A 20,226-nucleotide genomic window follows, 5' to 3' on the forward strand; every position below is an offset into this window, starting at 1 on the left:
GTTTTGAACAGCAGGCAAAGCACCGTCAGCACGGCCAGCGCGCACCAGGGAAGAAGGGCCGGCGCGATGGCGAACCTTTGCGGGGATGGTGCGATCGCGGCCGGCGCCGTCATGAACTTTTGCGCCTCGCCTGCTCGCGCTCCATCACGGCGAGCACGGCGCCGGCGCTGAGCACCGCCGGCGGGCTGTCGCCGGCGCCCGGCACCGTGAACGCCGCCACGCCGGAGGCGAGCTGCGGGATCAGCGCTTCGAGGCTGGTGTCGGCGGCGATGCTGCGCTCAGGCAGCACCGCGCCATTGGCGGGCGCGGCGATGTCGCCGGCCGTGATGACGCGCAACAGCGGCATGTCCTCGGTGAACTGCGCGACATAGTCGTCGGCCGGGTTGAGCACGATATCGGCCGGGCGGCCGATCTGCACGATCTTGCCGGCCCGCATGATCGCCAGCCGGTCGGCGAGGCGGAAGGCCTCGGCGATATCGTGGGTGATGAAGATGATGGTCTTCTTCAGCATGCGCTGCAGGCGCAGGAACTCGTCCTGCATCTGCTTGCGGATCAGCGGGTCGAGCGCCGAGAACGGTTCGTCGAGAAACCAGAGCTCCGGCCCCACCGCAAGCGAACGGGCGATGCCGACGCGCTGCTGCTGGCCGCCGGAGAGCTGGTGCGGGAAAGACGCCTCGCGGCCTTCGAGCCCGACCAGGGCGATCATCTCGCGGGCGCGGGCCTCGCGCTCCTTCGCCGGCTTGCCCTGGATCTTCAGCGGGAAGGCGACGTTTCCCAACACGTTCAGATGCGGCAGCAGGCCGAAATTCTGGAACACCATGCCCATGGCGTGGCGGCGCAGCTCGATGAGCTCCTTGCCGCCGGCGGCGAGCAGGTTCCTGCCGTCGAGCAGGATCTCGCCGGCGCTCGGCTCGACCAGGCGCGACAGACAGCGCACCAGGGTCGACTTGCCGGAGCCGGACAGGCCCATGATGACGAAGATTTCGCCGGTCGCCACCTCGAAGCTGGCATCGACCACGGCCGGCAGATGCGCCTCCGCGCGCAGGCGCTCGGCCAGAGCATCGGGATCGATCACATAGCCGCGCGAGTCGAAATAATAGGCCGGGCGCCGGCCATAGACCTTCCAGACATTTCGGCAGGCAAGCTTTATCGGGCGCGCGGCAGTGTCCATTCCATCAACCCGTGCCGATCGCTCGCCCGGCTCCGCGCATTGCGGAAACCGGGCCTATGGTGCCCTCAGCCTTTGCCAGGCACATCGGCGAATTATCCCTTGGCGGCGTCGAGCCAAGGTTTCCACACCGTCTCGTTCTTGTCGATCCATTCCTTGACGACGGCGTCGAGGTCCTTGCCCTGCTTGTCGACGGCCAGCATCATCTTCTGCTGCTCGGTCGCATCCATCTTGAAGGCCTTGAGGAAGGCATAGGCCGCCGGCCATTTGGCGCCGAAACCCGACCAGACGATCTTGTCGACATCGGGAGGGGTGATGCAGTGCTCGTTGGTCTGCTCCTTGCAGGGCGGCATCGTCACCCAACCGACATCGTTCTCGGCCAGCGCGTAATGCGGGCCCCAGAACATCATGATCAGCGGCGTCTTGGCGGCTTCTGCTGCTTCCAATTCGGCGACCAGCGCGCCTTCGGAGCCCGACGGAACGGCGGTGTAAGGCATATTGTTGTCGGCGAGGATGGTCGCCGCGCGCGAGCCCCAATCGGCCGGATAGTCGAGGAAGCGACCGTTGGGCGCGGTTTCAGGTGTCGCCAATGCCTGCACGCATTCGGGCTTGTTCAGCGCATTCCAGTCCGGCAGGCCAGGGCAGACCTTCTCCATGAACTTCGGATAGATCCAGCCTTCCTGGGTCTTCAGATCGAGCTTGCCGATGTCCTCGATCTGCTTGGCGGCCAGCACCTTCGGATAGATGTCGCCGACATTGTTCAACCAGATCTCGACCGATGCGCTGAGCGAGCCGTCGGCGAGGCCCGAAAATTGCGGGAAGTTGCCGGCGGTGACGTATTCGACCTTATAGCCGAGCTTCTCCAGGAGCTGTCCGGCGATGTGCGTGGAGACATGTGCGCCGGTCCATTCCAGCATGGCGAGCTTGATCGGCTCGTCCTTGGCGCCAAGATCGGCGCTGTACGCCGCGCTCCCTCCAGCAAGCATCAGCGCGAGGCCAATTCCGGCTGTTTGCAAGACATTTCTTATCATCATGTCAGTTCCCCTGTTGGTTGATGGTCCTTCCGTCATGCCGGCCTCCTCCCACGAGACCGGTATCCATCACCCCGGCCGATGCTACCATAAGGCTCCGCCGGTGATCTGGATGTTTTCCATGGTGATCCCCTTGGCCAGGTCCGAGCAGAGGAAGACCGCGAGCGCCGCAATTTCTTCCGGCTGCATCATACGCCCCTGCGGGTTGCCCTTCCTGAATTCGTCCATCAGGTCCTCGGCGCTGCGGCCCTTGCCTTCGCGCTCGACGACCTGCGCCACGTTGCGGCGCATCAGCTCGGTTTCGACCCAGGTCGGGCTGATCATGACGCAGGTAACGCCGTGTGCCGCGCCTTCGAGCGCGACGCACCGGGTCAGGCCGAGCAGGCCGGCCTTGGAGGCGCAATAAGCTGGATTGTCCTTCCAGCCGACGGAAGCGGCGGTCGAGCCGATGTTGACGATGCGGCCCCAGCCGCGCTCGATCATGCCGGGCAGGACCGCGCGGGTCGTGCGGAACGCCCCGGTGAGGTTGGTGTCGACGATCTTGTCCCAGAGCTCGTCGGAATGGCCGCAGACAGGCTGCTCGGCCGTGGTACCCGCGGCATTGACGAGGATGTCGGCCGGGCCGACCGTCGCCTGGGCTTCCGCAAAGAAGAGGTTGGTGAGCACGCTGTCGCGCACGTCGAGATGGGCGGCATGCACCTTGGTGCCGTGGGCGGCCAGCGCCGACTTCACGCGCTCGATCTCGTCGGCGCCGGGATAGTAGGCGGCGTCTGCCCTGCCCGCCTGCGGCGGCGCCACATAGGAGCCGACGGCTACGTTGGCGCCGGCCTTGGCGAGCGCCGTGGCGATGGCAAAGCCCATGCCGGAAAAGCCGCCGGTGACGATGGCGCTGCGGCCGGTGAGGTTGGTCATCGCAAGCGGTCTCCGGGTTCACACTGCAAGATAGCCTCCGTCGACCACCATTTCGGAGCCGGTGACGAATTTCGATTCGTCCGAGGCGAGGTAGAGGACCATGTAGGCGATGTCGTTCGGCTCGCCGAGAAAGCCGATCGGATGCCGCGACAGCGCCCTGGCCTTCTCCTGCTCGAGCGTGCCGAGGTCGCGCAAATAGTTCTCGGTCTGCGGCGTCCAGATGTAGCCCGGATGGATGGAATTGCAGCGGATGCCGTAGCGCTGTTCGGCACAATGCACGGCGACCGCCTTGGTCAAGGTGCGTACGCCGCCCTTGGAGGCGCAGTAGGCGGCAAGCTCCGCCTCGCCGATGATGCCGTCGATGGAGGAGAGATTGATGATCGATCCGCCGCCGGATTTCTTCATCAGCCTGACGCCTTCCTGGCAGCCGAGGAAGACGCCGTCGAGGTTGACCGCCATGGTGCGCCGCCATTCGGCTAGAGTCGTGTCCTCGATGTTCCGGGCGATGGCGATGCCGGCGTTGTTGACCAGCACGTCGAGCCGCCCGAAGCGCTGCTCGATCGCAGCCATGACGGCCGGCCAGTCCTCGGGTTTCGACACATCATGGCGCAGCGCCAGCGCTTCGCCACCGGCCTTGACGATCTCCGCCGCCGTGTTGGCCGCGAGGCCTTCATCGATGTCGCTGACGACGAGCCTGGCGCCTTCCGACGCCAGCAGAAGCGACGACGCCCGCCCGAGGCCGAGCCCGGCCCCGGTAACGAGCGCCGCCTTGCCTGCGACGCGGCCCATTGCGGCATCAGCCTCCCTTGTTCAACGGCTCCAGCGGCTTGCCCAGCCAGTCACGATAGAAACCTTCGAGATCGGGCTCGAAATCATGCACGATCGGATAGCCGGGGGCGGCCGCCTCGACCTCATGCAGCGTGCCGCATTGCGGGCAGATGAATTCGCGGATTTCCATCCACTCCGGATCCGGCAAGTCGCTGTTGGGATAGATCTCGCGCAGCGATTCCTCGCTGTCACGCACGATGATCGCGGCCTTCAGCTTCCAGTTCTTGCGGTAGTCGCCGAAGGAGTGGCCGCATTCGCATTTCGTCACCCGCTCGTCGCCGCTCTGGCAGATGAAGAGGTGGTCTCCGACCGGGAGCAGGATCGGGTCCTTCCAGCCGACGCGGTCCTGCAGCACCGCGACATATTTGAAGAAACGGTCGTCGTCCTTGTAGGCGCTCATGATGCGCCTCGTCTGCGGCCAGGGCAGCGCACCGGAAACCAGGTCGGCGATGACTTCCTTGCTGTATGAGGTCATGGTCCCTTACTCCACGCCGAAGGTCGATTTGGCATCGACATCCCAGAAGGTCGAAAAGTCCCTGGTGAAGCGCGGCGACAGCTTGATGGCGCTGGCGTACATCTTCTTCACCTCGGGCGCGAAATCGGCGGCCTTCACGCGTTCGCGCTCCTTGGCGATCCATTCCGAGACCGGTTTTGCACGCGCCAGGCGCTTGGCCCGCGTCTCGGCGCGATGGCGCTTGGTGGCGTCGAGATTGGCGACCGGGAAGCCTTCCTCGTCCTCGTCGAGCACGATGCCGAAGATGCCCTCGGCTGCTTCCTTGGTCAGAAAACCGTTCTCGACGTCCCAGGCGGTCTTGACCGGGTCGCGCTCCAGCACGTCACCGTAACCCCCGCCGCCATTGTAGGAATGGGTGAAGACGTCGCCCGTCTTGTGGGGTGCTGTGATGTACGGCCCTTCCAGCGTCACATGCTCGCCTTCCAGCCGCACCTCCAGTTCCGAGCGGTACGGATTGGTGCCGGTGTGGTGCGCCAGCGGCGCGCCGTTCTCGGCCAGCTCGAAGATGTTCGAGTCGCGCACCGCGCGGTGCTTCTGGCAGGTCGGCGCCGGATAGCCGCCGCACAGCCCGCCATTGTCGAAGACGCGCGAGGAGTGCTCGGAGGTCACCAGCCGCAGATGATCGGTCTTCGAGACCAGCCAGGTCGACAGGAAGGAACAGCCGCCGCGATATTTGCCGGCGCCGCCGGAATTGGGAACGATGGAGCGGCCGATATAGAGCATCGGCATGTTCTGCTCCCAGATCTCGATGTTGCCCATGTCGGATTCCGGATTCCAGCCGACATAGGCGGTGTCGAGCCCGTCCTTGACCGCCAGCGCGCCGGAGCCGGCGGCGGCGCATTCGAAATGCGCCATGCCGAAGGGGGTGCCGTATTGGCTGGTGCCCCCCATCTCGATCATCGGGCTGTTGACCTGGCCGACAAAGGCCTCCTCGACGAAGCCGCGCGCGATGAAGGAGCGCGACAACAGCCGCTGGAAGACGCCATAGGCGGGCAACAGCAGCGCCCAGGACGTGGCCGTCGCCACCATCTCGTTGTCGGGGTTGGTCCAGGTGCCATGCGGCAGCTTCAATTCGGTCGCCATCCAGGCGCCGTCATTGACCAGGCCCTCGAAATTCATGTGCTGGGTCAGCGTCACGAACATGCCGCCGTCCATGCCGGCCGGCGTGCAGTTCATCGAATGGTAGCCCCAGGGCTGCGTGCCCTCGAAGTCCATGACGATCTTGCCGTCGGACGTGATCTCCATCTCGATCGGAATGTTGTAGAGCCAGTTGGGGTCGCCGAGCGGCTGGTAGCCCGGCTTGCCGGCGGTGACGTGGCCGTAGAAGGTGTGGCCGCGATAGATGCCGGGCACCGTGAGCTGGCGGGTGCGGGCGAGCTGGGCGCGGCGACCTTCCTCGATGAACTCCTTCGACACCTGCATCCAGTAGTCGAGGCCGATCTCGTCGATCAGCGCCTTGACGCTTTCGCGCATGTCGATGCAGGAGGCGACCTTGGCCTTCTCGTCCAGCACCCAGTAGATCGGCATGCGGAGATTGCGCTCGCAGCGGATGACGTAGTCGCGCCTGAGCTCGTCGTTCTCGCCGACCTTCTCGGCACAAACGAACAGGCCTTCGGTGAAGCGCTCCTGCGCCAGCGCCACGTCGCCGCCCGGTGTGATGCCACCGGCCTCCAGCTCGTGACAGACGGCGCCGGCCCAGCCGACGAGCTTGCCCGAATGGAAGATCGGCATCACGTCCATCACGTCCGGCACCTGCACGGTGCCGATGAAGGCGTCATTGTTGGCGAAGATATCGCCATCGCGGATTTGCGGGTTCTCCTCGTAGCCGTTGCGGATCATCCATTTGATGAAGCGGCTCATCGTGTGGACATGCACCATGATGCCGTTGGAGAGCGCAATCGCGTCGCCCTCCGGCGTGTAGATGGCGACGACCATCTCGCCGACCTCGCGCACGCCGGGCGAGGCGGAGATACGCCGCGCCATCTCGCGGGCCGACACGCAATAGGCGCGCAATTTGGTGTGCAGCGTCTCGAACTTCAGCGGATCCTGGTTGCGCAGCTCGAGCTCGGTGATGCCGTCATAGCAGCCGGTCTCGTCCATCAGCCGTTCGGATTCGATCAGCCTTTCGCGGATGCGCAGGGCGGAGGCGGGTTTGTCCAGCATGGCGTTCGCCCTTCTCAAGCGTGGGTGTAGTGCAGCAGCGTCCATTCATCGACATGGACGCGGTCCTGCGGGTGGACGACGAGCGTGGTCGCCGGATGTTCGATGATGGCCGGGCCGATAACCTCGTGGCCGGGCTGGAGCAGATCCATCTCGTAGAGATTGGCCTTGTGCCAGCGGCCGCCGATATAGGCCTCGCGCCCCCCCTTATGGGCCGACGCGGGGTCGGATTTGCCCAGCGGCCGCTTGACCAGCATCGGCTTGACCTTGTCGGCGGTCGCGATCAAGCCCAGCTCGGTGATCGAGAAGCCGGCCTCGCCATAGCGCGACACACGGTGATTGACCTTGGCGTAGACCGCCTCGAACTCGGCGACGACCTTGCGCATGTCGTCGGCCGAACGAACCGCCGACAGCGGCGCCATCACCTCGACGTCCTCGAGCTGGCCGGTGTAGCGCATCATCAGGAACGGCACGGTCTTGATCTTGGAGAGCGCATGGCCGTCGGCGACCATTTCTTCGACCGCGGCCTTCGTCAGGTCGTCCCACACGCCGGTGACCTTCGCCCCGAAAGCCTGCAATTCGTCATCGCTGGCGCGCGCGCCGATGTCGATCTGCGTCGACACCGAATGCCGGCGCATGAAATCGGCAGTGGTGCAGCCGAAGGCCGAGAAGGCGGCGGCGAACTGGAAGGTGATGATGTCCTTGAAGCCGATGCCTTTGGAGCAGCCGGCGAGGTGCAGCGGGCCGGAGCCGCCATAGGAGAGCAGCGTGAATTCCGATGGATGGATGCCCTGGCCGGAGATGACACGGCGCAGCGCGTTGTTGGCGTCGGCCTCCAGCATGTCGATCATGCCTTCGGCGGCCTCCTCGACGCCGACGCCGAGCACGCGGGCGCATTTCTCCTCGAAGGCTTTCCTTGCTTTTTCGACCTGCAGCACGACCTTGCCGCCGAGGAAGTAATGCGGGTTCAAGCGGCCGAGGATGGCGTCGCAGTCGGCGATCGTCGGCTCGGCGCCGCCCTTGGCGAAGCAGATCGGGCCGGGATCGGAGCCGGCGCTTTCCGGCCCGAGCGAGACCTTTTTGGTCAGCGGGTCGACCTTGAGGATCATGCCGGCGCCGGCGCCGATCGTGTCGAGATGCAGCGTCGGGACGTTGAGCTTGAAGCGGTCCATAAGCGGCTCGTTCTCGATCCGCGTCTGGCCGCGGGTGATGACGCCCATGTCGAAGGAGGTGCCGCCCATATCCGAGCAGATCAGCGAGTCGTTGCCGATCAGCTTGCCGACATAGGCGGCGCCCAGGATGCCGCCGATCGGACCGGAGATCATCGTCTCGTGCAGGCGCGGATGGTCGATGGACGTCAGGCCGCCGAAGGAAAGCAGCGTCTGCACGCCATATCTGAAGCCATATTTCTTCGAGACGTCCTCGATGCCCTTGAGCTGCCTGCGGCCGCGTGAGGTGGCATAGGCTTCGATCAGCACCGAGTTCAGCCGCGACTGCTCGCGGATGACCGGGCGCACTTCGTGGCTGGTGTAGACGAGGACGTCGGCGCCGGCGGCGGCGATCTCCTCGCGGCAGATCTCGGCGATGCGTTTCTCATGCGCCGGATTGACATGGGAGAAGATGGTCATGATGCAGATCGCCTCGACCTTGTCGGCGATCAGCTTCTTTGCGGCAGCGTGCACCTCGTGCTCGTAGAGCGGCAGGATGACGTCGCCGAACTGGTCGATGCGCTCGGTGACGCCGTGGGTACGGCGGCGCGGCACCAGCGGGTCGGGATGGTGATGGGTGACCGCATGCAGGCGGTCGGCATAGGAATAGTCCGCCCAGGCCTGCAGGCCGCGGCCCATCAGGATCATGTCCTCGAGGCCCTTGGTGGTGATCAGCCCGAGCTTGCGGCCGGTGCGCGACAGAAGCGTGTTGAGCATGCCGGTGCCGGAATAGAGCACCACGTTGACGCCCGAAAACAGATCCTGCAGCGAGATGCCCCAGGCATCCGCCGCGTCCTCGGCCGAAGCCAGGAAGCCCTCGGCCTCATTCTTTGGCGTGGTCGCCGACTTGCCGATCTTGAAGTGGCCGTCCTGATCGACAAGGATCGTGTCGGTCATGGTGCCGCCGGCGTCGATGCCGATGACGATTGGGTTGGTGGTGATCTGGTCCACGGGTCGCTTTCCCTTGCCGAGAGTGACCGCAGGCTAGATTCCCAAAGCCCGATCGCGCCATATGCCTAAAGACACAATGACGCTTGGGCCGGGTTCGCCGAGAAAAGGGCATGCGCATGGGCAATATCTGGGTGCCGCTGGCAAAAGCGATCGCCGCCACCGGTACCGACCGGCATGTCGACTGCCTGATCGACCTGATCGGCGCCGACATCGCGCATGACCTGGTGACGGTGACGCGCTATTCGGCGACCAGGACGCCGGAATTCGTCAAGCACCGGCGCTTCTCCGACGAGATGGTGCGGCGCTATCTCGACGATTACTACGTCTTCGACCCCTTCTATGCCTCCTGGCGCAGCCAGCGCCGGCTGGGCATCATGCCGCTGAAGGGCCTGGCCGACGAGGAGGCCAAGCGCGGCCAGTACATAGCCGGCTTCCTGGCGCAGTCCGAAATCTGCGACGAGGTCGGCATCCTGCTCGCCGACGGCGGCGACTGGTGCCTCGGCATCTTCCTCGACCGCTCGACCGTGTCGTTCAAGGACGGCGAGATCGCGTTGCTGACCGAGCGGCTGCCGGTGTTCGAAGCGCTGCATGCGCTGGACATCAAAGCGCGCGGCTCAGACTTTTCACGCACCTCGGCGCCGAGCGGTCCAGGCGCCTCGCCGCAGCAGAAGCCCAGAATTCCGGGAAGCCTGTGGCCGGAACTCTCATTGCGCGAGCGCGAGCTGGTGGAACTCATCCTCGCCGGCCATCCAACCGCCAACATCGCCGAGCGGCTCGGCATCACGGTCGGCACGGTGAAGAACCACCGCCGGCGAATCTATGAAAAGCTCGACATCACCACCGAGCGGGAATTGTTCCTGCAATTCTTCCAGCACCGGATGGACGGCTAGCCCGCAAAATAACGCATCGGGCCGGGATGAATTGCTTGACGACGGCGCTGTTGGCTAACGAAGATCGGCCGTGGGTTCGATACGGGCTAAGCTGGCGCATGCAGCCTGAGGTGCTGACCGATTATGCTTTGAGGCTGCGGGAGCGCGGCTACATATGTCTTCCGCTTCGCGCCGGCGGCAAGCATCTCGACCTTGCGGCGATGGAGTATGATCCGCTGCATCTGCAGACGCTGCGCAAGGACCTGAAGGAACTGGCTTTCAATTCCATCACCTTCCAGCTGGCGCAGAAGCCGCCGGACGGTAGCGACATTGCAAGCTGGTTTCGCGGCTTTGCCGGCAATGTCGGCATATTGGGGGGATTCTCCAACCTGATGATCCTCGATTTCGATGACGATGCCGGCTACCGTGCCTGGCGCGCCGATCACAAGGCAATTGCGAACGGCACGCCGATAGCAAAGTCGCCGAGCGGATTTCACGTCTATCTGAGAACGCGGGAACCAATGGTCTCCTCCAGCCTGCATTTCGGCCTGCGACGGGTCGGCCACGTCAAGGCGCTCGGCGGTTATGTGGTGGGCTCTCCTTCGGTGCTCAGGGACGGTTCTTCCTACCGCTGGCTCGAAAACCAGTCGCCATTCGACATCGAGCCGCAGCTCGTCGATAGCCTTGGCAGTCTTTCGCTGCGGCCGGTGTCACTGCTCAAGCACCACTACGACCGCCTGCTCAAGCGCGGCTTCTTCGAACGGCAATGAGCGGTTAGCGCATGGCGGCCGACATAACCGTCGTCATCCCGGCAAGGAATGCGGCCGCGACGCTGGACGCGGCGCTCGGCAGCCTGACCGCCGACAGGGCGGTCATCCGCGAGATCCTGCTGATAGACGACAGCTCGGATGACTGCACGGCCGAGACGGCGATGGAGAGCGCTCGCCGCCATGGCTTGCCGCTGGATGTGGTGAGCGTTCGCCTGGGCAGCGCGGGCGCCGCGCGCAATGTCGGAATCGAGCGGACGAGCGGCACATCCATCTTCTTTCTCGATGCCGATGACGAGGTGATGCCCGGCAGCCTGTCGCTGCTGGGATCGGCTCTCGCAGGCCAGCCTGGCGCCGGCCTCGCCGTCGGGGCCAGCATACGGCGCGCGAAAGGCCGGCCGGACAAGCTCAAGACCCCGCATGGCTATGGCCCTGACAAGCGGCAGAACACGCGCCGATACCTGCGCAACGAGCTGTGGCCGATCGCCATGGGGAGCGCGCTGGTTGCCGGTTGGGCGACAGCCGGCATCCGCTTTCCGGAAACGATCGGGCTCGACGAGGACACCTGCTACTGGGCGGCGCTGCTGGCACGCGCCGAAATCGTCGCCATCGACACGCCGGTGCTTCTCTATCACCATGACGAGGAACGTATGGCGCGCCGTTTCATCACCGCGCCGCGCAAGACGTTCCTCACCATAGCGCGCGAACTCAACGGCCTCGCGGCCGCCGGCGTCGAGCGGGACGCGTTGCAATGGCGAAAGGCCTGGATAGCGCAGCGCATCGCCCGCCAGCTTATCAAGCACAGGATGTTGGCGGACGCCGCCGGCATGATGCGCGCGGTCAAGGGCCATCGAGAACTTGGCCGGAGCTGGAAAGCGGCCCAATACCTGGCCAGGATCCGGTTCGGGCGGCTGGCCGGGATCAGGCCGGCCGCCGGCTTGGCGGCGCCACGGCGCACGCTGATCGTCAGCTTCGATCCGGCCTACCCGCCCGCCTCCGGCGCCGACCTCAGGACTTTCGGCAATGCCGTCGCGGCCGCCGAAATCGGTCCCGTCCGTCTTGCCTCGGTCAGACCTGCCGGCTCGACGCAGCCACCAGGCCGCGACATCCGCACGGTCTCACTGACCACGGAAGCCGAAAAGCTATCGCATTCGCTCGGCTGGCGACGCCTCAAGGGCGAGAACCGGATTCCGCGGCCGGCGCTCGCCCGCCTCAAAGCCCTGGTGCGCGCGTTCCGCCCGGACACGATCATCGTCGAGAGCATTCCGCTGTTCAAGCTGCTGCAGCCTCTGCGGCCGTTGACCGGTCAGCTCATTCTCGACATGCACAATGTCGAATCCGATCTCGCCACCCAGACGCCCGGCGATGCCGCGTCGGCCGTGTCGCCCGAGATAAGGCAGTTGGAGCGGAGGGCGGCGGCGATCGTCGATCGCATCTGGGTCTGTTCGAAGCTGGACCGCGAGCGGCTCAAGGCGATAACCGCGCATGAAACTCCGGTCGATATCGTGCCGAACGGCATCCCGCGCGCCCAAGATTTGTCCAGGACGCTGCTGCCACCGCCTGGCACATCCGATGGATTTCCGGTTATCCTCTTTGTCGGCCATCTCAGCTATCATCCCAACATCGATGCCGCTGAACGCCTGGCCCGCATCATCCTGTCGCGGGTCCGGCAGGCGTTGCCGGGCGCGCGGCTCGTCCTTGCCGGCCGTTCGCCCGATCCAGCCGTCCAGGCCCTGTCGGAACTCGACGGCGTCGTCCTGATCGAAAACCCCGACGATATCGGACCCCTGCTGTCGGCAGCGCATCTCTGCATCGTTCCGCTCAGGACCGGGGGCGGCACGCGCATAAAGATCCTGGAAGCGATGGCCGCGGGTGTTCCGGTGATCGCGACGCCGCTCGCGGCGGAAGGGCTCGACCTCACCGGCGGCGCGGACTTGCTCCTGTCCGACACCGACGAAGGACTTGCCGACCTGACGGTCGCACTCTGTTCCGACCCCGCTCGCATGGCCAGACTGCGCGTCCGCGCCCATGGCACCGCATGGTCCCGCTTCGGACCTCAGGCGATCCGCGACGCCGTTCGCCATGGCCTGGGGCTGGAGGGCGCCAGCCGATGAACCGCTGCACAACGAGTCTTCGATGATCCCCAAGATCCTGCACCAGACCTGGAAGGCCGACGACATCCCCGCCCGGTTCCAGGCCTATGTCGAGAGCTGGAAACGGCACCATCCGGACTGGACGATGATGTTCTGGAACGACCGGCGGCTGCTCGAATTCGTCGCCCGGTATTATCCCGACTTCCTGCCGACCTTTTGCAGTTACGAACGGGGTGTGCTGAGGGCGGATGCCGGACGGTATATGCTTCTGCACCATTTCGGCGGCGTCTATGCCGATATCGACTGCGAATGCGTGGCCTCGTTCGATCCGCTGGCCAGCGAGGACCGGATCGTGGTCTGCAAGGAACCGGACACGCATGCACGGGTGCAGGCCGCTTTCCGCCGATTGCCCTATCTTCTGTTCAACGGCACGATCGCCAGCCCGCCCGGGCATCCCTTCTGGCTTCACCTCCTGTCCTTCCTGCCGGGGCTGGCCCACGCCAAGGAGGCCATCGACGCGACAGGCCCCTGTGTGATGACTTCGGCGCAGCTCAGCTACGGCGACCAATCCGCCTTCGCCATCCACCCTTCGGCGTTGTTCGCGCCGGTGGACTCGGCCGGACGCAATGGCGGCAACGAGACGCCTACCCTTTCCATCCACCATTGGGCCGGCACATGGTGGACACGCGCCCCGGCGCCGGGATGGCGAGACAAGATCCGCACGCGGGTCTACCGGTCCTGGCATCATCTGACGCGCGGCGCCTATCTGAGCGAAGCAGCCGCCAGGGAGGGCGTGGACCCGGCGGCCGTCGCCGCGCCTGCCCCGTCAGGCGGCAACGTCGCCATTCTGGTGCCGCTGCGCGACGCGGCGGATCATATCCAGCCGTTTCTCGATGCCGTCTCCGCACTCGATTACCCGAAGGACAGGATCAAGCTGGTCTTTTGCGAGGGCGACAGCACGGACGGAAGCTGGCAGCGATTGCAGCAAGCCGTGGCGCCGCTGACCGGCGTCTATCGTGACGTGGTTCTGCTGCAGAGACAGACAGGCGTCCGGCTCGATCGAACCAAGCGCGCCAAGCGACGCTTGCAGCGCGTGAGGCGCGGCGCCATCGCGAAGGTGCGCAACCACCTGATCGACCACGGCCTCGGCCCGGACGACGATTGGGCGTTGTGGATCGATATCGATGTATGGCGGTTTCCCGCCGGCATCCTGAGCCGGCTTATGGAAAGCGGGCATCGCATCGTGGTTCCCAACTGCGTCAAGATCGCCGGCGGCGACAGCTTCGACCTCAACAGCTTCATCAGCGTGCGCAAGGAGAAGGATTATCGCTACTATCGCGAGATATACGGCGGCATCCATCAACCCCCGGCGTACTCCTACAACCGCCTCCATCTCAGCGACGTCAGGCATCTCGACAGCATCGGGCTCGACGGCGTCGGCGGGACGATGCTGATGGTCGACGCGATCTTGCATCGCGGTGGGCTTCGTTTTCCGGAAATCCCCTATCGCGACCTGATCGAGACGGAGGCCTTTGGCGTGCTCGCCAACGATCTGGGGATCCGGCCGATCGGCCTGCCGAGACTCGAAATCCTGCACGTGCCGTGGTGAGACCGGCCTACGGTGCGTCGCTCAGTCGTGCAGGCCCCTTGAAATCGCCGGCCCGATCGTGAAGCCGGAGAATGTCACCTCGAAACCTTCGCGCTGCGGCGAGCAGCACATCATCCCGACATCGACCGCTTTCGAGGTCGGGAAATAGGCCAGCCGAACCGGCTTCCAGTGGCCATCCGAGGCGTCGAGATACTGGATGCGGATCGCCTCGGCGTGGCGGGTCAGGCGGATCCTGACGCCGTCCTTGCCGGCGGCGATGGCGACCAGCGACCAGTCGGAAGTGTCGTTGGTGACGACGACGGAGAAATAGGCCAAGCCGTCGGTGTATTCGATGCCGGCCTTGATCCAGTGCGTTTCGCTGAGGCGCAGCATCAGCCCGGCCTGGTCATAGAGCACCTTGTAGTCGCCCTTGACGGTGACCTCGGCGCTGAAATCACCCTCGACGGGACGGTGGAGGAAATGGCCGTTGTCGCGCCAGAAGCCGTAGAAGGTCTCGCGCCAGAAGTCGGTGTCCTTGCCGGTGCGAACGGTGAGCGTGCCGTCGCCGACCGTGTGGTGCGGCGGCGGGTTGAGCCATGTCATCTCGGCCACGCTCATCGATCTCCTCCCGGATTGGATTAGAGCAATTCCGGGAAGTGTGAGCGGTTTTCCGCCCGGAATTGCGTCAAAACAAAGAGATAGAGTGGTCCGCCGTTTCCGTGAAACGGTGAAACGCTCTAGCCGGCGAATGTATAGGCCGTCTTCACCGTGGTGTAGAACTCCATCGCGTAGCGGCCCTGCTCGCGCGGACCGTAGCTCGAGCCCTTGCGGCCGCCGAACGGCACGTGGAAGTCGACGCCCGCCGTCGGCAGGTTGACCATGACCATGCCGGCTTCGGAATTGCGCTTGAAATGCGTCGCGTGCTTCAGGCTGGTGGTGCAGATGCCCGAGGTCAGGCCGAACGGCGTGTCGTTGGCGACAGCGAGCGCCTCGTCGTAGTCCTTGACGCGGATGACGTTGGCGACCGGGCCAAAGATCTCCTCGCGCGAGATGCGCATGGCATTGGTCGAGCCGACAAACAGCGCCGGCTGCAGATAGAATCCCGGCGTGCCGCGCTCCAGCCGGTCGCCGCCGAAGGCGAGCTCGGCGCCTTCCTGGCGGCCGATGGCGATGTAGTCCTCGTCCTGCTTGAGCTGCGTCTGGTCGACGACCGGTCCGATCTGCGTCTTGGCATCCAGCGCATCGCCGATGACCAGCTTGTCCAGCCGCTCCTTCACCGCATCGACGAAACGGTCGTGGATGCCTTCGGTGACGATCAGGCGCGAGGATGCCGTGCAGCGCTGTCCGGTCGAGAAATAGGCGCCGTTGACGGCGCAATCGACGGCGACGGCGAGATCGGCGTCGTCGAGCACGACGAGCGGGTTCTTGCCGCCCATCTCGAGCTGGAACTTGCGCATATGCTCAACGCTTGCAGCGGCGACGCGCTTGCCCGTGCCGACCGAGCCGGTGAAGGAGATGGCGTTGACGTCAGGGCTGTCGAGCATCGCCTGGCCGACAACCGAGCCCTTGCCCATGACGAGGTTGAGCACGCCCTTGGGCAGGCCGGCGCGGTGCAGGATGTCGACGATGGTCCAGGCGCTTTCGGGAACGAGCTCCGCCGGCTTGAAGACGATGGTATTGCCGTAGGCGAGCGCCGGCGCGATCTTCCAGGCGGGAATGGCGATGGGGAAATTCCACGGCGTGATGATTCCGACGACGCCGACGCCTTCGCGGGTCATCTCGACGCCGACGCCCGGCCGCACGCTCGGCACCATCTCGCCCGACAGGCGCAGCGTCTCGCCGGCGAAGAAATCGAAGATCTGCGCCGCACGGATCGTCTCGCCGACGCCCTCGGCCAATGTCTTGCCTTCTTCACGCGCGAGCGAGCGGCCGATCTCATCCTTGCGCGCCATGATCTCGTCGGAGGTCTTCTTCAGCACGGCGTGGCGGGCCAGCGGGCCGGAGCGCGACCAGGCCGGAAAAGCGGCCTTGGCGGCCGCGATCGCCTGCTTGGCCTGCTCCGGCCCCGCCGAAGCGTATTCGCCGACGACGTCGTTGGTGTTCGAGGGGTTGATGTTGCGCGAGCCGGCCTCGCCAAGCCACTCGCCGTCGATCAGGTTCTTGCGCAGCACGGTCATCTTGTTTTTCCTTCGAGATTGGTCGCGGCGGCCTTCGGCCGGGTCAATTGTCAGACAAATGATATAGCTATTGGCCAGCAGGAGGTCTACCCGCGATCTTAAACCTAGAGCCGGATCGCGTCAGGTCGAGAACGACCAGAACAGGCAGGCGAGCGTGACCGCGCCAAAGACGACGAAGAACAGGCTTCTGAGCAGGACATTGTGGCGAAGCTCGTTCATGGTGAGGTGCGCCGCCACGATCGCTGCCACGAACAGGAAGCGCCAGTTGAAGAGCGCCCAAAGCACCTCATGCTGGCCGAAGGCCCATCTGGCGACGAGCGAGCCGACGATGGTCGCGAAGAGCATGATCGTCGCCCAGAAGATCGCGTCGGCGGCATGGGTCAGCACGATGCCGGCGGCGCGGATCGGCAGGATCATCATCAGCATGGCGCCGAAGAAATAGACGGCGGCGATCGCCAGGAAGGAGCCGGCGTCGGCGATGCCGTCGAGGCGCTTCACGCCATACGCGCCATAGGGATAGCCATGCCTCGCCACGGCCAATGACAGGGCCATCAGCAAGGCGCTCAGAACCGTGATCAGTGCGAATGTGCCGAGGGCCTTGCTCATGCCTTTTCCTGTCGAGGCGAATCAACAGGAGTCTAGCAATCAAAGCCGCAATTCACCTCTCGATATTCTCGAAAGCGCCGATGCCTTGGGCGATGAGGTTGGTCGCCATGACCAGCGAGACGATCGCGCCCGAGTTGAAGACCACGACCCACCATTTGCCGCCGGTGAGGAAGCCGTAGCCTTCGGCCACCGCCAGGCCCCAGTCGGCGGAAGGCGGCTGGATGCCGAGGCCGAGGAAGCTCAGCGTGGCGATCGAGAAGAAGGCGTAGCCGAGCCTTGTGACGAGCTCGATCAGGATCGTCTCCCTGATGTTGGGCAGGATCTCCAGCACCATGATGGCGAAGGCATTCTCGCCGCCGAGGCGGGCCGCGCTGACATATTCGCGCTCCTTCTGCTCGCGCACCGCGGCGCGCACGGTCCTGGCCACCAGAGGCGCATAGGCGATGGCGATCACCAGGATAACCGTGAGGTTCGATGGCCCCAGCGCCACCAGCGTCATGGTGACGAGCACGATGAAGGGAAAGGCCATCAGCGTGTCGAGCAGCCGCGCGCCGATGGCATCGACCAGGCCATCGAAATAGCCGAGCGCCAGGCCGATGATGGTGCCAGCGGCAACACCGCCAAGCGTGGCCAGCGGCGCCACCAGCAGGATATCGCGCGACCCGACGATGATGCGGGACAGCACGTCGCGGCCGAGATGGTCGGTGCCGAACCAGTGCGCGGCGTCGGGCGGCGTCAGCGTGGCGAGAAAATCCTCGGCATAAGGATCGTAGGGAACCAGCCGGTCGCCGAACAAGGCGCAAGCGATCCAGAAAGCGAGGATGAGCGTCCCAATAACGACGGACGGCGGAAGGCCGCGAACCGTACGGCCCAGCCTGCCGGCGACCCGCAACAATGTGGGCGCGTGCGAAGGCGCGGGGAATTCCAAGAGGTCCATCATGGCGACGCCCGCCGCCGCTGCCGCGGGTCGAGCAGCGCCTGGACGAGATCGCCTATCGCGGCGGACAGGACGAAGATCGTCGCCATCACCAGCACGCCTGCTTCCAGCATCGGGAAATCGCGCGACTTGGCGGCATTGAGCACAAGATTGCCGAGCCCCTGGATGCCGAACAGCGCCTCGATCACCACCAGCCCGCCGAGCATGTAGCCGCTCTGCGTCGCCAGCACCGCGATCGTGGGCGTCAGCGCGTTGGGCAGCACGTGACGGACAATGACCTGCCGGCGATCGAGTCCCTTCAGGATGGCGGTGCGCGTATAGTCGGCGGCCAGCGCCTCGATGACGCCGGCCCGCGTCATGCGCGCCAGATAGCCGGCGAGGTTGAGCACCAGCGGCAGCGCCGGCAGGATGAGATAGTAGCCGCTCGTCCAGAAGCCCGCGCCATCGGGCGCGGCACCCGTGATCGGCAGCCAGTTCAGCCACAGGCCGAAGACCAGGAGCAGGAGAAGGCCGGACACGAAATCCGGGACGATGCCGAAGGAGACGCCGGCAAGCACGATCAGCCGGTCGATCAGTCGTCCTCGGTTGAGGCCGGCGACGACGCCCGCGCCGACGCCGAGCGGCACGAGAAACAAAAGGATGATGCCGGCAAGTGCCGCCGAGCGGCCGAGGCTTGCCAGCACGAAGGGCGCGACCGGCGCGCGCATCGACAGCGACGTGCCGAAGTCGCCGGTTAGCGCCGCACTGAACCAGCGCCAGTACTGGACGAGCACGGGCTGGTCGGCGCCGAGCTGCCTGTTCAGCGCCGCGACAGCCTGCGCGTCGGCGAAGGGACCCAGCATGACGCGCGCGACATCGCCGGGCAGGACCTGCCCGGCGAGGAAGACCAGCACGCTGACCAGCCACAAGGTGAGGAGCAGCGAGGCCGCGCGCGCCGACAAGGTGCGGCCGGTCAGCATCCGGCATCCCGCCTGGTTTGGCGTTTCCGCTTCATGCCTGGACGAAGGAAACGCGGTCGAGCAGGAGATGCGAGATCGCGGTGAAGCGCACGCCCTCCACTTTCGCGCTGGAGATGCGGCTGTATTGCGAGAAGTAGCTGATGATCTCCGGCGTCTCGTCGAGCAACAGGGCCTGGATCTTGCCGGCCGCGATGCGCTGCGCCTGAAGGTCGCGCGCCTTGCCGTATTCGACCAGCAAGGCGTCATAATCCGCATTCTTGAAATGCGCGGCGTTCCACGCGCCGTCGCTCTTCAGCGTCGCATTGAGGAAGATGTCGGGCGTGCCGCGATGGCCGAAATCGGTGATGCCGAGATTGGAGTCCAGCCAGGGCGAGCTGCCGAAGGTCGCCGATCCGTAATAGGCGTCCTGCGGCAGCACATTGAGCTTGATGTCGATGCCGGCCTTCTTGGCGAAGTTCTGGATGATGACGGCGTAATCGGGGATGTCGTAGGCGCGCTCGGTGGTCAGCGTCACCTCGAAGCCGTTCGGCACGCCGGCTTCGGCGAGCAGCCGCTTGGCCTCGGCGATGTCCTGCTTGCGCTGCGGCACGGACGGATCGGCCGAGGGGAAGATCGGCGCGAATGGCGTGTCGTTACCGGCGATGGCGCGACCCTTGAGCAGGCCTTTGACGATGGCCTCGCGGTCGAGGGTGAGCGCCAACGCGCGGCGAACGCGCTTGTCGGTGAACGGCGCCTGGTCGGTCCTGAGATGCACGGCGTCATGCGAGCTTGCCTGCACGCTGAGCAGCTTGAAATTGGCATTGCCCTCGATCGCCAGTTCCAGGCGCGTGGTGCTCGGGATGACGTCGAGCTGGCCTGCCTGCAGCGCCACGACCTGCGCCTGCTCGTCGTCGAAGAATTTGATCTCGACGCGGTCGGGCAGCGCCTTGTCGCCCCAATAGTCGGGATTGCGCACGAAGCTGGCGCCCTGCTTGGGGCGGAAGGATTCGAGCTTGAACGGGCCGGTGCCGTTGAAATTCTTCTCGAAATCGCCGGCATAGTCGGCTGGCAGGATCACGGCGTTGTAGACGTCGGAGGAGACATAGAAGGGGAAATTGGAGTTCGACTGGTCGAGATCGAAGGCGACCGTCTCGTCGTCGACGATCTTGGCGCCGCCCTTGGAGAGGATGCCCTTGTAAGCCGAGAGCGCCGAGGAGCCGCTGTTCGGATCGACCAGACGCTCGAAGCTCGCCACCACGTCCTTGGCGGTGACGGTGCGGCCGTCATGGAATTTCACGCCGGGCCGCAGCTTGAATGTCCAGCGCTTGGCCGTTTCGTCGGCTTCCCAGGACAAAGCGAGCTTCGGCTGCAGCCCGTCCTTGGGATCGTCGAGGATCAGGTATTCACCGACCTGGCTGAGCACCCCGATGCTGGCCGGATCGGTGACCGAAACCGGATCGATCGCCTTGGTCGGCTGGC

At 65.1% G+C, this 20,226-nt stretch carries 17 protein-coding genes; 4 read left to right on the plus strand and 13 right to left on the minus strand.

Annotated elements, in window-relative coordinates; translation table 11 throughout:
- Window positions 1–109 precede the first annotated feature (109 nt).
- From EOD07_RS02015 to EOD07_RS02045, 7 genes are all read right to left on the minus strand, one after another.
- Complete coding sequence (locus EOD07_RS02015) at window positions 110–1,171, minus strand: betaine/proline/choline family ABC transporter ATP-binding protein (protein ID WP_127233742.1); 1,062 nt, start codon at window positions 1,169–1,171, stop codon at window positions 110–112.
- Window positions 1,172–1,263: 92 nt separating this feature from the next.
- Entirely contained in the window at window positions 1,264–2,154 is an 891-nt protein-coding gene (locus EOD07_RS02020; protein WP_245469770.1) for an ABC transporter substrate-binding protein, read from the minus strand.
- Between the two features lie 129 nt (window positions 2,155–2,283).
- Window positions 2,284–3,111 carry an SDR family oxidoreductase gene (locus tag EOD07_RS02025; RefSeq protein WP_127233743.1) on the minus strand — a complete coding sequence of 276 codons (828 nt, stop codon included), beginning with the start codon at window positions 3,109–3,111 and terminating at the stop codon, window positions 2,284–2,286.
- An 18-nt stretch (window positions 3,112–3,129) separates the two neighbouring features.
- Entirely contained in the window at window positions 3,130–3,900 is a 771-nt protein-coding gene (locus EOD07_RS02030; RefSeq protein WP_127233744.1) for a glucose 1-dehydrogenase, read from the minus strand.
- A gap of 7 nt (window positions 3,901–3,907) precedes the next feature.
- A complete protein-coding gene (locus EOD07_RS02035) occupies window positions 3,908–4,414 on the minus strand; it encodes an acetone carboxylase subunit gamma (protein ID WP_127233745.1) in 507 nt (168 codons plus the stop codon).
- Window positions 4,415–4,420: 6 nt separating this feature from the next.
- Window positions 4,421–6,616, minus strand: a complete 2,196-nt coding sequence (locus tag EOD07_RS02040; protein ID WP_127233746.1) for a hydantoinase B/oxoprolinase family protein — start codon at window positions 6,614–6,616, stop codon at window positions 4,421–4,423.
- Between the two features lie 14 nt (window positions 6,617–6,630).
- The gene (locus EOD07_RS02045; RefSeq protein WP_127233747.1) at window positions 6,631–8,772 is read right to left on the minus strand and encodes a hydantoinase/oxoprolinase family protein; all 2,142 of its coding nucleotides are present in this window, start codon (window positions 8,770–8,772) and stop codon (window positions 6,631–6,633) included.
- Between the two features lie 110 nt (window positions 8,773–8,882).
- Between EOD07_RS02045 and EOD07_RS02050 the strand changes: the two genes are divergently transcribed.
- The 4 genes from EOD07_RS02050 (at window position 8,883) to EOD07_RS02065 (ending at window position 14,110) form a co-directional block, all read left to right on the plus strand.
- Window positions 8,883–9,662 carry a LuxR C-terminal-related transcriptional regulator gene (locus EOD07_RS02050; protein ID WP_127233748.1) on the plus strand — a complete coding sequence of 260 codons (780 nt, stop codon included), beginning with the start codon at window positions 8,883–8,885 and terminating at the stop codon, window positions 9,660–9,662.
- A 98-nt stretch (window positions 9,663–9,760) separates the two neighbouring features.
- Complete coding sequence (locus EOD07_RS02055) at window positions 9,761–10,411, plus strand: bifunctional DNA primase/polymerase (protein ID WP_245469771.1); 651 nt, start codon at window positions 9,761–9,763, stop codon at window positions 10,409–10,411.
- Between the two features lie 11 nt (window positions 10,412–10,422).
- Window positions 10,423–12,522, plus strand: a complete 2,100-nt coding sequence (locus EOD07_RS02060; protein WP_127233750.1) for a glycosyltransferase — start codon at window positions 10,423–10,425, stop codon at window positions 12,520–12,522.
- Between the two features lie 22 nt (window positions 12,523–12,544).
- Window positions 12,545–14,110: a glycosyltransferase gene (locus tag EOD07_RS02065; protein WP_127233751.1), complete on the plus strand. Its 1,566-nt coding sequence runs from the start codon at window positions 12,545–12,547 to the stop codon at window positions 14,108–14,110.
- A gap of 21 nt (window positions 14,111–14,131) precedes the next feature.
- On the opposite strand, the gene EOD07_RS02070 is transcribed toward EOD07_RS02065, so the two are convergent.
- The 6 genes from EOD07_RS02070 to EOD07_RS02095 form a co-directional block, all read right to left on the minus strand.
- Window positions 14,132–14,707, minus strand: coding sequence for a DUF1349 domain-containing protein (locus tag EOD07_RS02070; protein ID WP_127233752.1), 576 nt, complete (start codon window positions 14,705–14,707; stop codon window positions 14,132–14,134).
- Window positions 14,708–14,826: 119 nt separating this feature from the next.
- Window positions 14,827–16,266 carry an aldehyde dehydrogenase family protein gene (locus tag EOD07_RS02075; RefSeq protein ID WP_127233753.1) on the minus strand — a complete coding sequence of 480 codons (1,440 nt, stop codon included), beginning with the start codon at window positions 16,264–16,266 and terminating at the stop codon, window positions 14,827–14,829.
- A 120-nt stretch (window positions 16,267–16,386) separates the two neighbouring features.
- Window positions 16,387–16,872: a hypothetical protein gene (locus tag EOD07_RS02080; protein WP_127233754.1), complete on the minus strand. Its 486-nt coding sequence runs from the start codon at window positions 16,870–16,872 to the stop codon at window positions 16,387–16,389.
- A 52-nt stretch (window positions 16,873–16,924) separates the two neighbouring features.
- Window positions 16,925–17,812, minus strand: a complete 888-nt coding sequence (locus EOD07_RS02085; RefSeq protein WP_245469773.1) for an ABC transporter permease — start codon at window positions 17,810–17,812, stop codon at window positions 16,925–16,927.
- The gene (locus EOD07_RS02090) at window positions 17,809–18,768 is read right to left on the minus strand and encodes an ABC transporter permease (protein ID WP_127233755.1); all 960 of its coding nucleotides are present in this window, start codon (window positions 18,766–18,768) and stop codon (window positions 17,809–17,811) included. The genes EOD07_RS02085 and EOD07_RS02090 overlap by 4 nt, the downstream gene beginning before the upstream one ends.
- Window positions 18,769–18,799: 31 nt before the next feature.
- A partial coding sequence (locus EOD07_RS02095; protein WP_164772028.1) for an ABC transporter substrate-binding protein occupies window positions 18,800–20,226 on the minus strand: 1,427 nt, incomplete at its 5' end.

Source organism: Mesorhizobium sp. M2C.T.Ca.TU.002.02.1.1 (assembly GCF_003997225.1).

Bases quoted from the DNA above. Each gene is read 5' to 3' on its own strand.
- EOD07_RS02015 (WP_127233742.1), bottom strand. From the start codon at position 1,171: ATGGACACTGCCGCGCGCCCGATAAAGCTTGCCTGCCGAAATGTCTGG.
- EOD07_RS02020 (WP_245469770.1), bottom strand. From the start codon at position 2,154: ATGCTTGCTGGAGGGAGCGCGGCGTACAGCGCCGATCTTGGCGCCAAG.
- EOD07_RS02025 (WP_127233743.1), bottom strand. From the start codon at position 3,111: ATGACCAACCTCACCGGCCGCAGCGCCATCGTCACCGGCGGCTTTTCC.
- EOD07_RS02030 (WP_127233744.1), bottom strand. From the start codon at position 3,900: ATGGGCCGCGTCGCAGGCAAGGCGGCGCTCGTTACCGGGGCCGGGCTC.
- EOD07_RS02035 (WP_127233745.1), bottom strand. From the start codon at position 4,414: ATGACCTCATACAGCAAGGAAGTCATCGCCGACCTGGTTTCCGGTGCG.
- EOD07_RS02040 (WP_127233746.1), bottom strand. From the start codon at position 6,616: ATGCTGGACAAACCCGCCTCCGCCCTGCGCATCCGCGAAAGGCTGATC.
- EOD07_RS02050 (WP_127233748.1), top strand. From the start codon at position 8,883: ATGCGCATGGGCAATATCTGGGTGCCGCTGGCAAAAGCGATCGCCGCC.
- EOD07_RS02055 (WP_245469771.1), top strand. From the start codon at position 9,761: ATGCAGCCTGAGGTGCTGACCGATTATGCTTTGAGGCTGCGGGAGCGC.
- EOD07_RS02060 (WP_127233750.1), top strand. From the start codon at position 10,423: ATGGCGGCCGACATAACCGTCGTCATCCCGGCAAGGAATGCGGCCGCG.
- EOD07_RS02065 (WP_127233751.1), top strand. From the start codon at position 12,545: ATGATCCCCAAGATCCTGCACCAGACCTGGAAGGCCGACGACATCCCC.
- EOD07_RS02070 (WP_127233752.1), bottom strand. From the start codon at position 14,707: ATGAGCGTGGCCGAGATGACATGGCTCAACCCGCCGCCGCACCACACG.
- EOD07_RS02075 (WP_127233753.1), bottom strand. From the start codon at position 16,266: ATGACCGTGCTGCGCAAGAACCTGATCGACGGCGAGTGGCTTGGCGAG.
- EOD07_RS02080 (WP_127233754.1), bottom strand. From the start codon at position 16,872: ATGAGCAAGGCCCTCGGCACATTCGCACTGATCACGGTTCTGAGCGCC.
- EOD07_RS02085 (WP_245469773.1), bottom strand. From the start codon at position 17,812: ATGATGGACCTCTTGGAATTCCCCGCGCCTTCGCACGCGCCCACATTG.
- EOD07_RS02090 (WP_127233755.1), bottom strand. From the start codon at position 18,768: ATGCTGACCGGCCGCACCTTGTCGGCGCGCGCGGCCTCGCTGCTCCTC.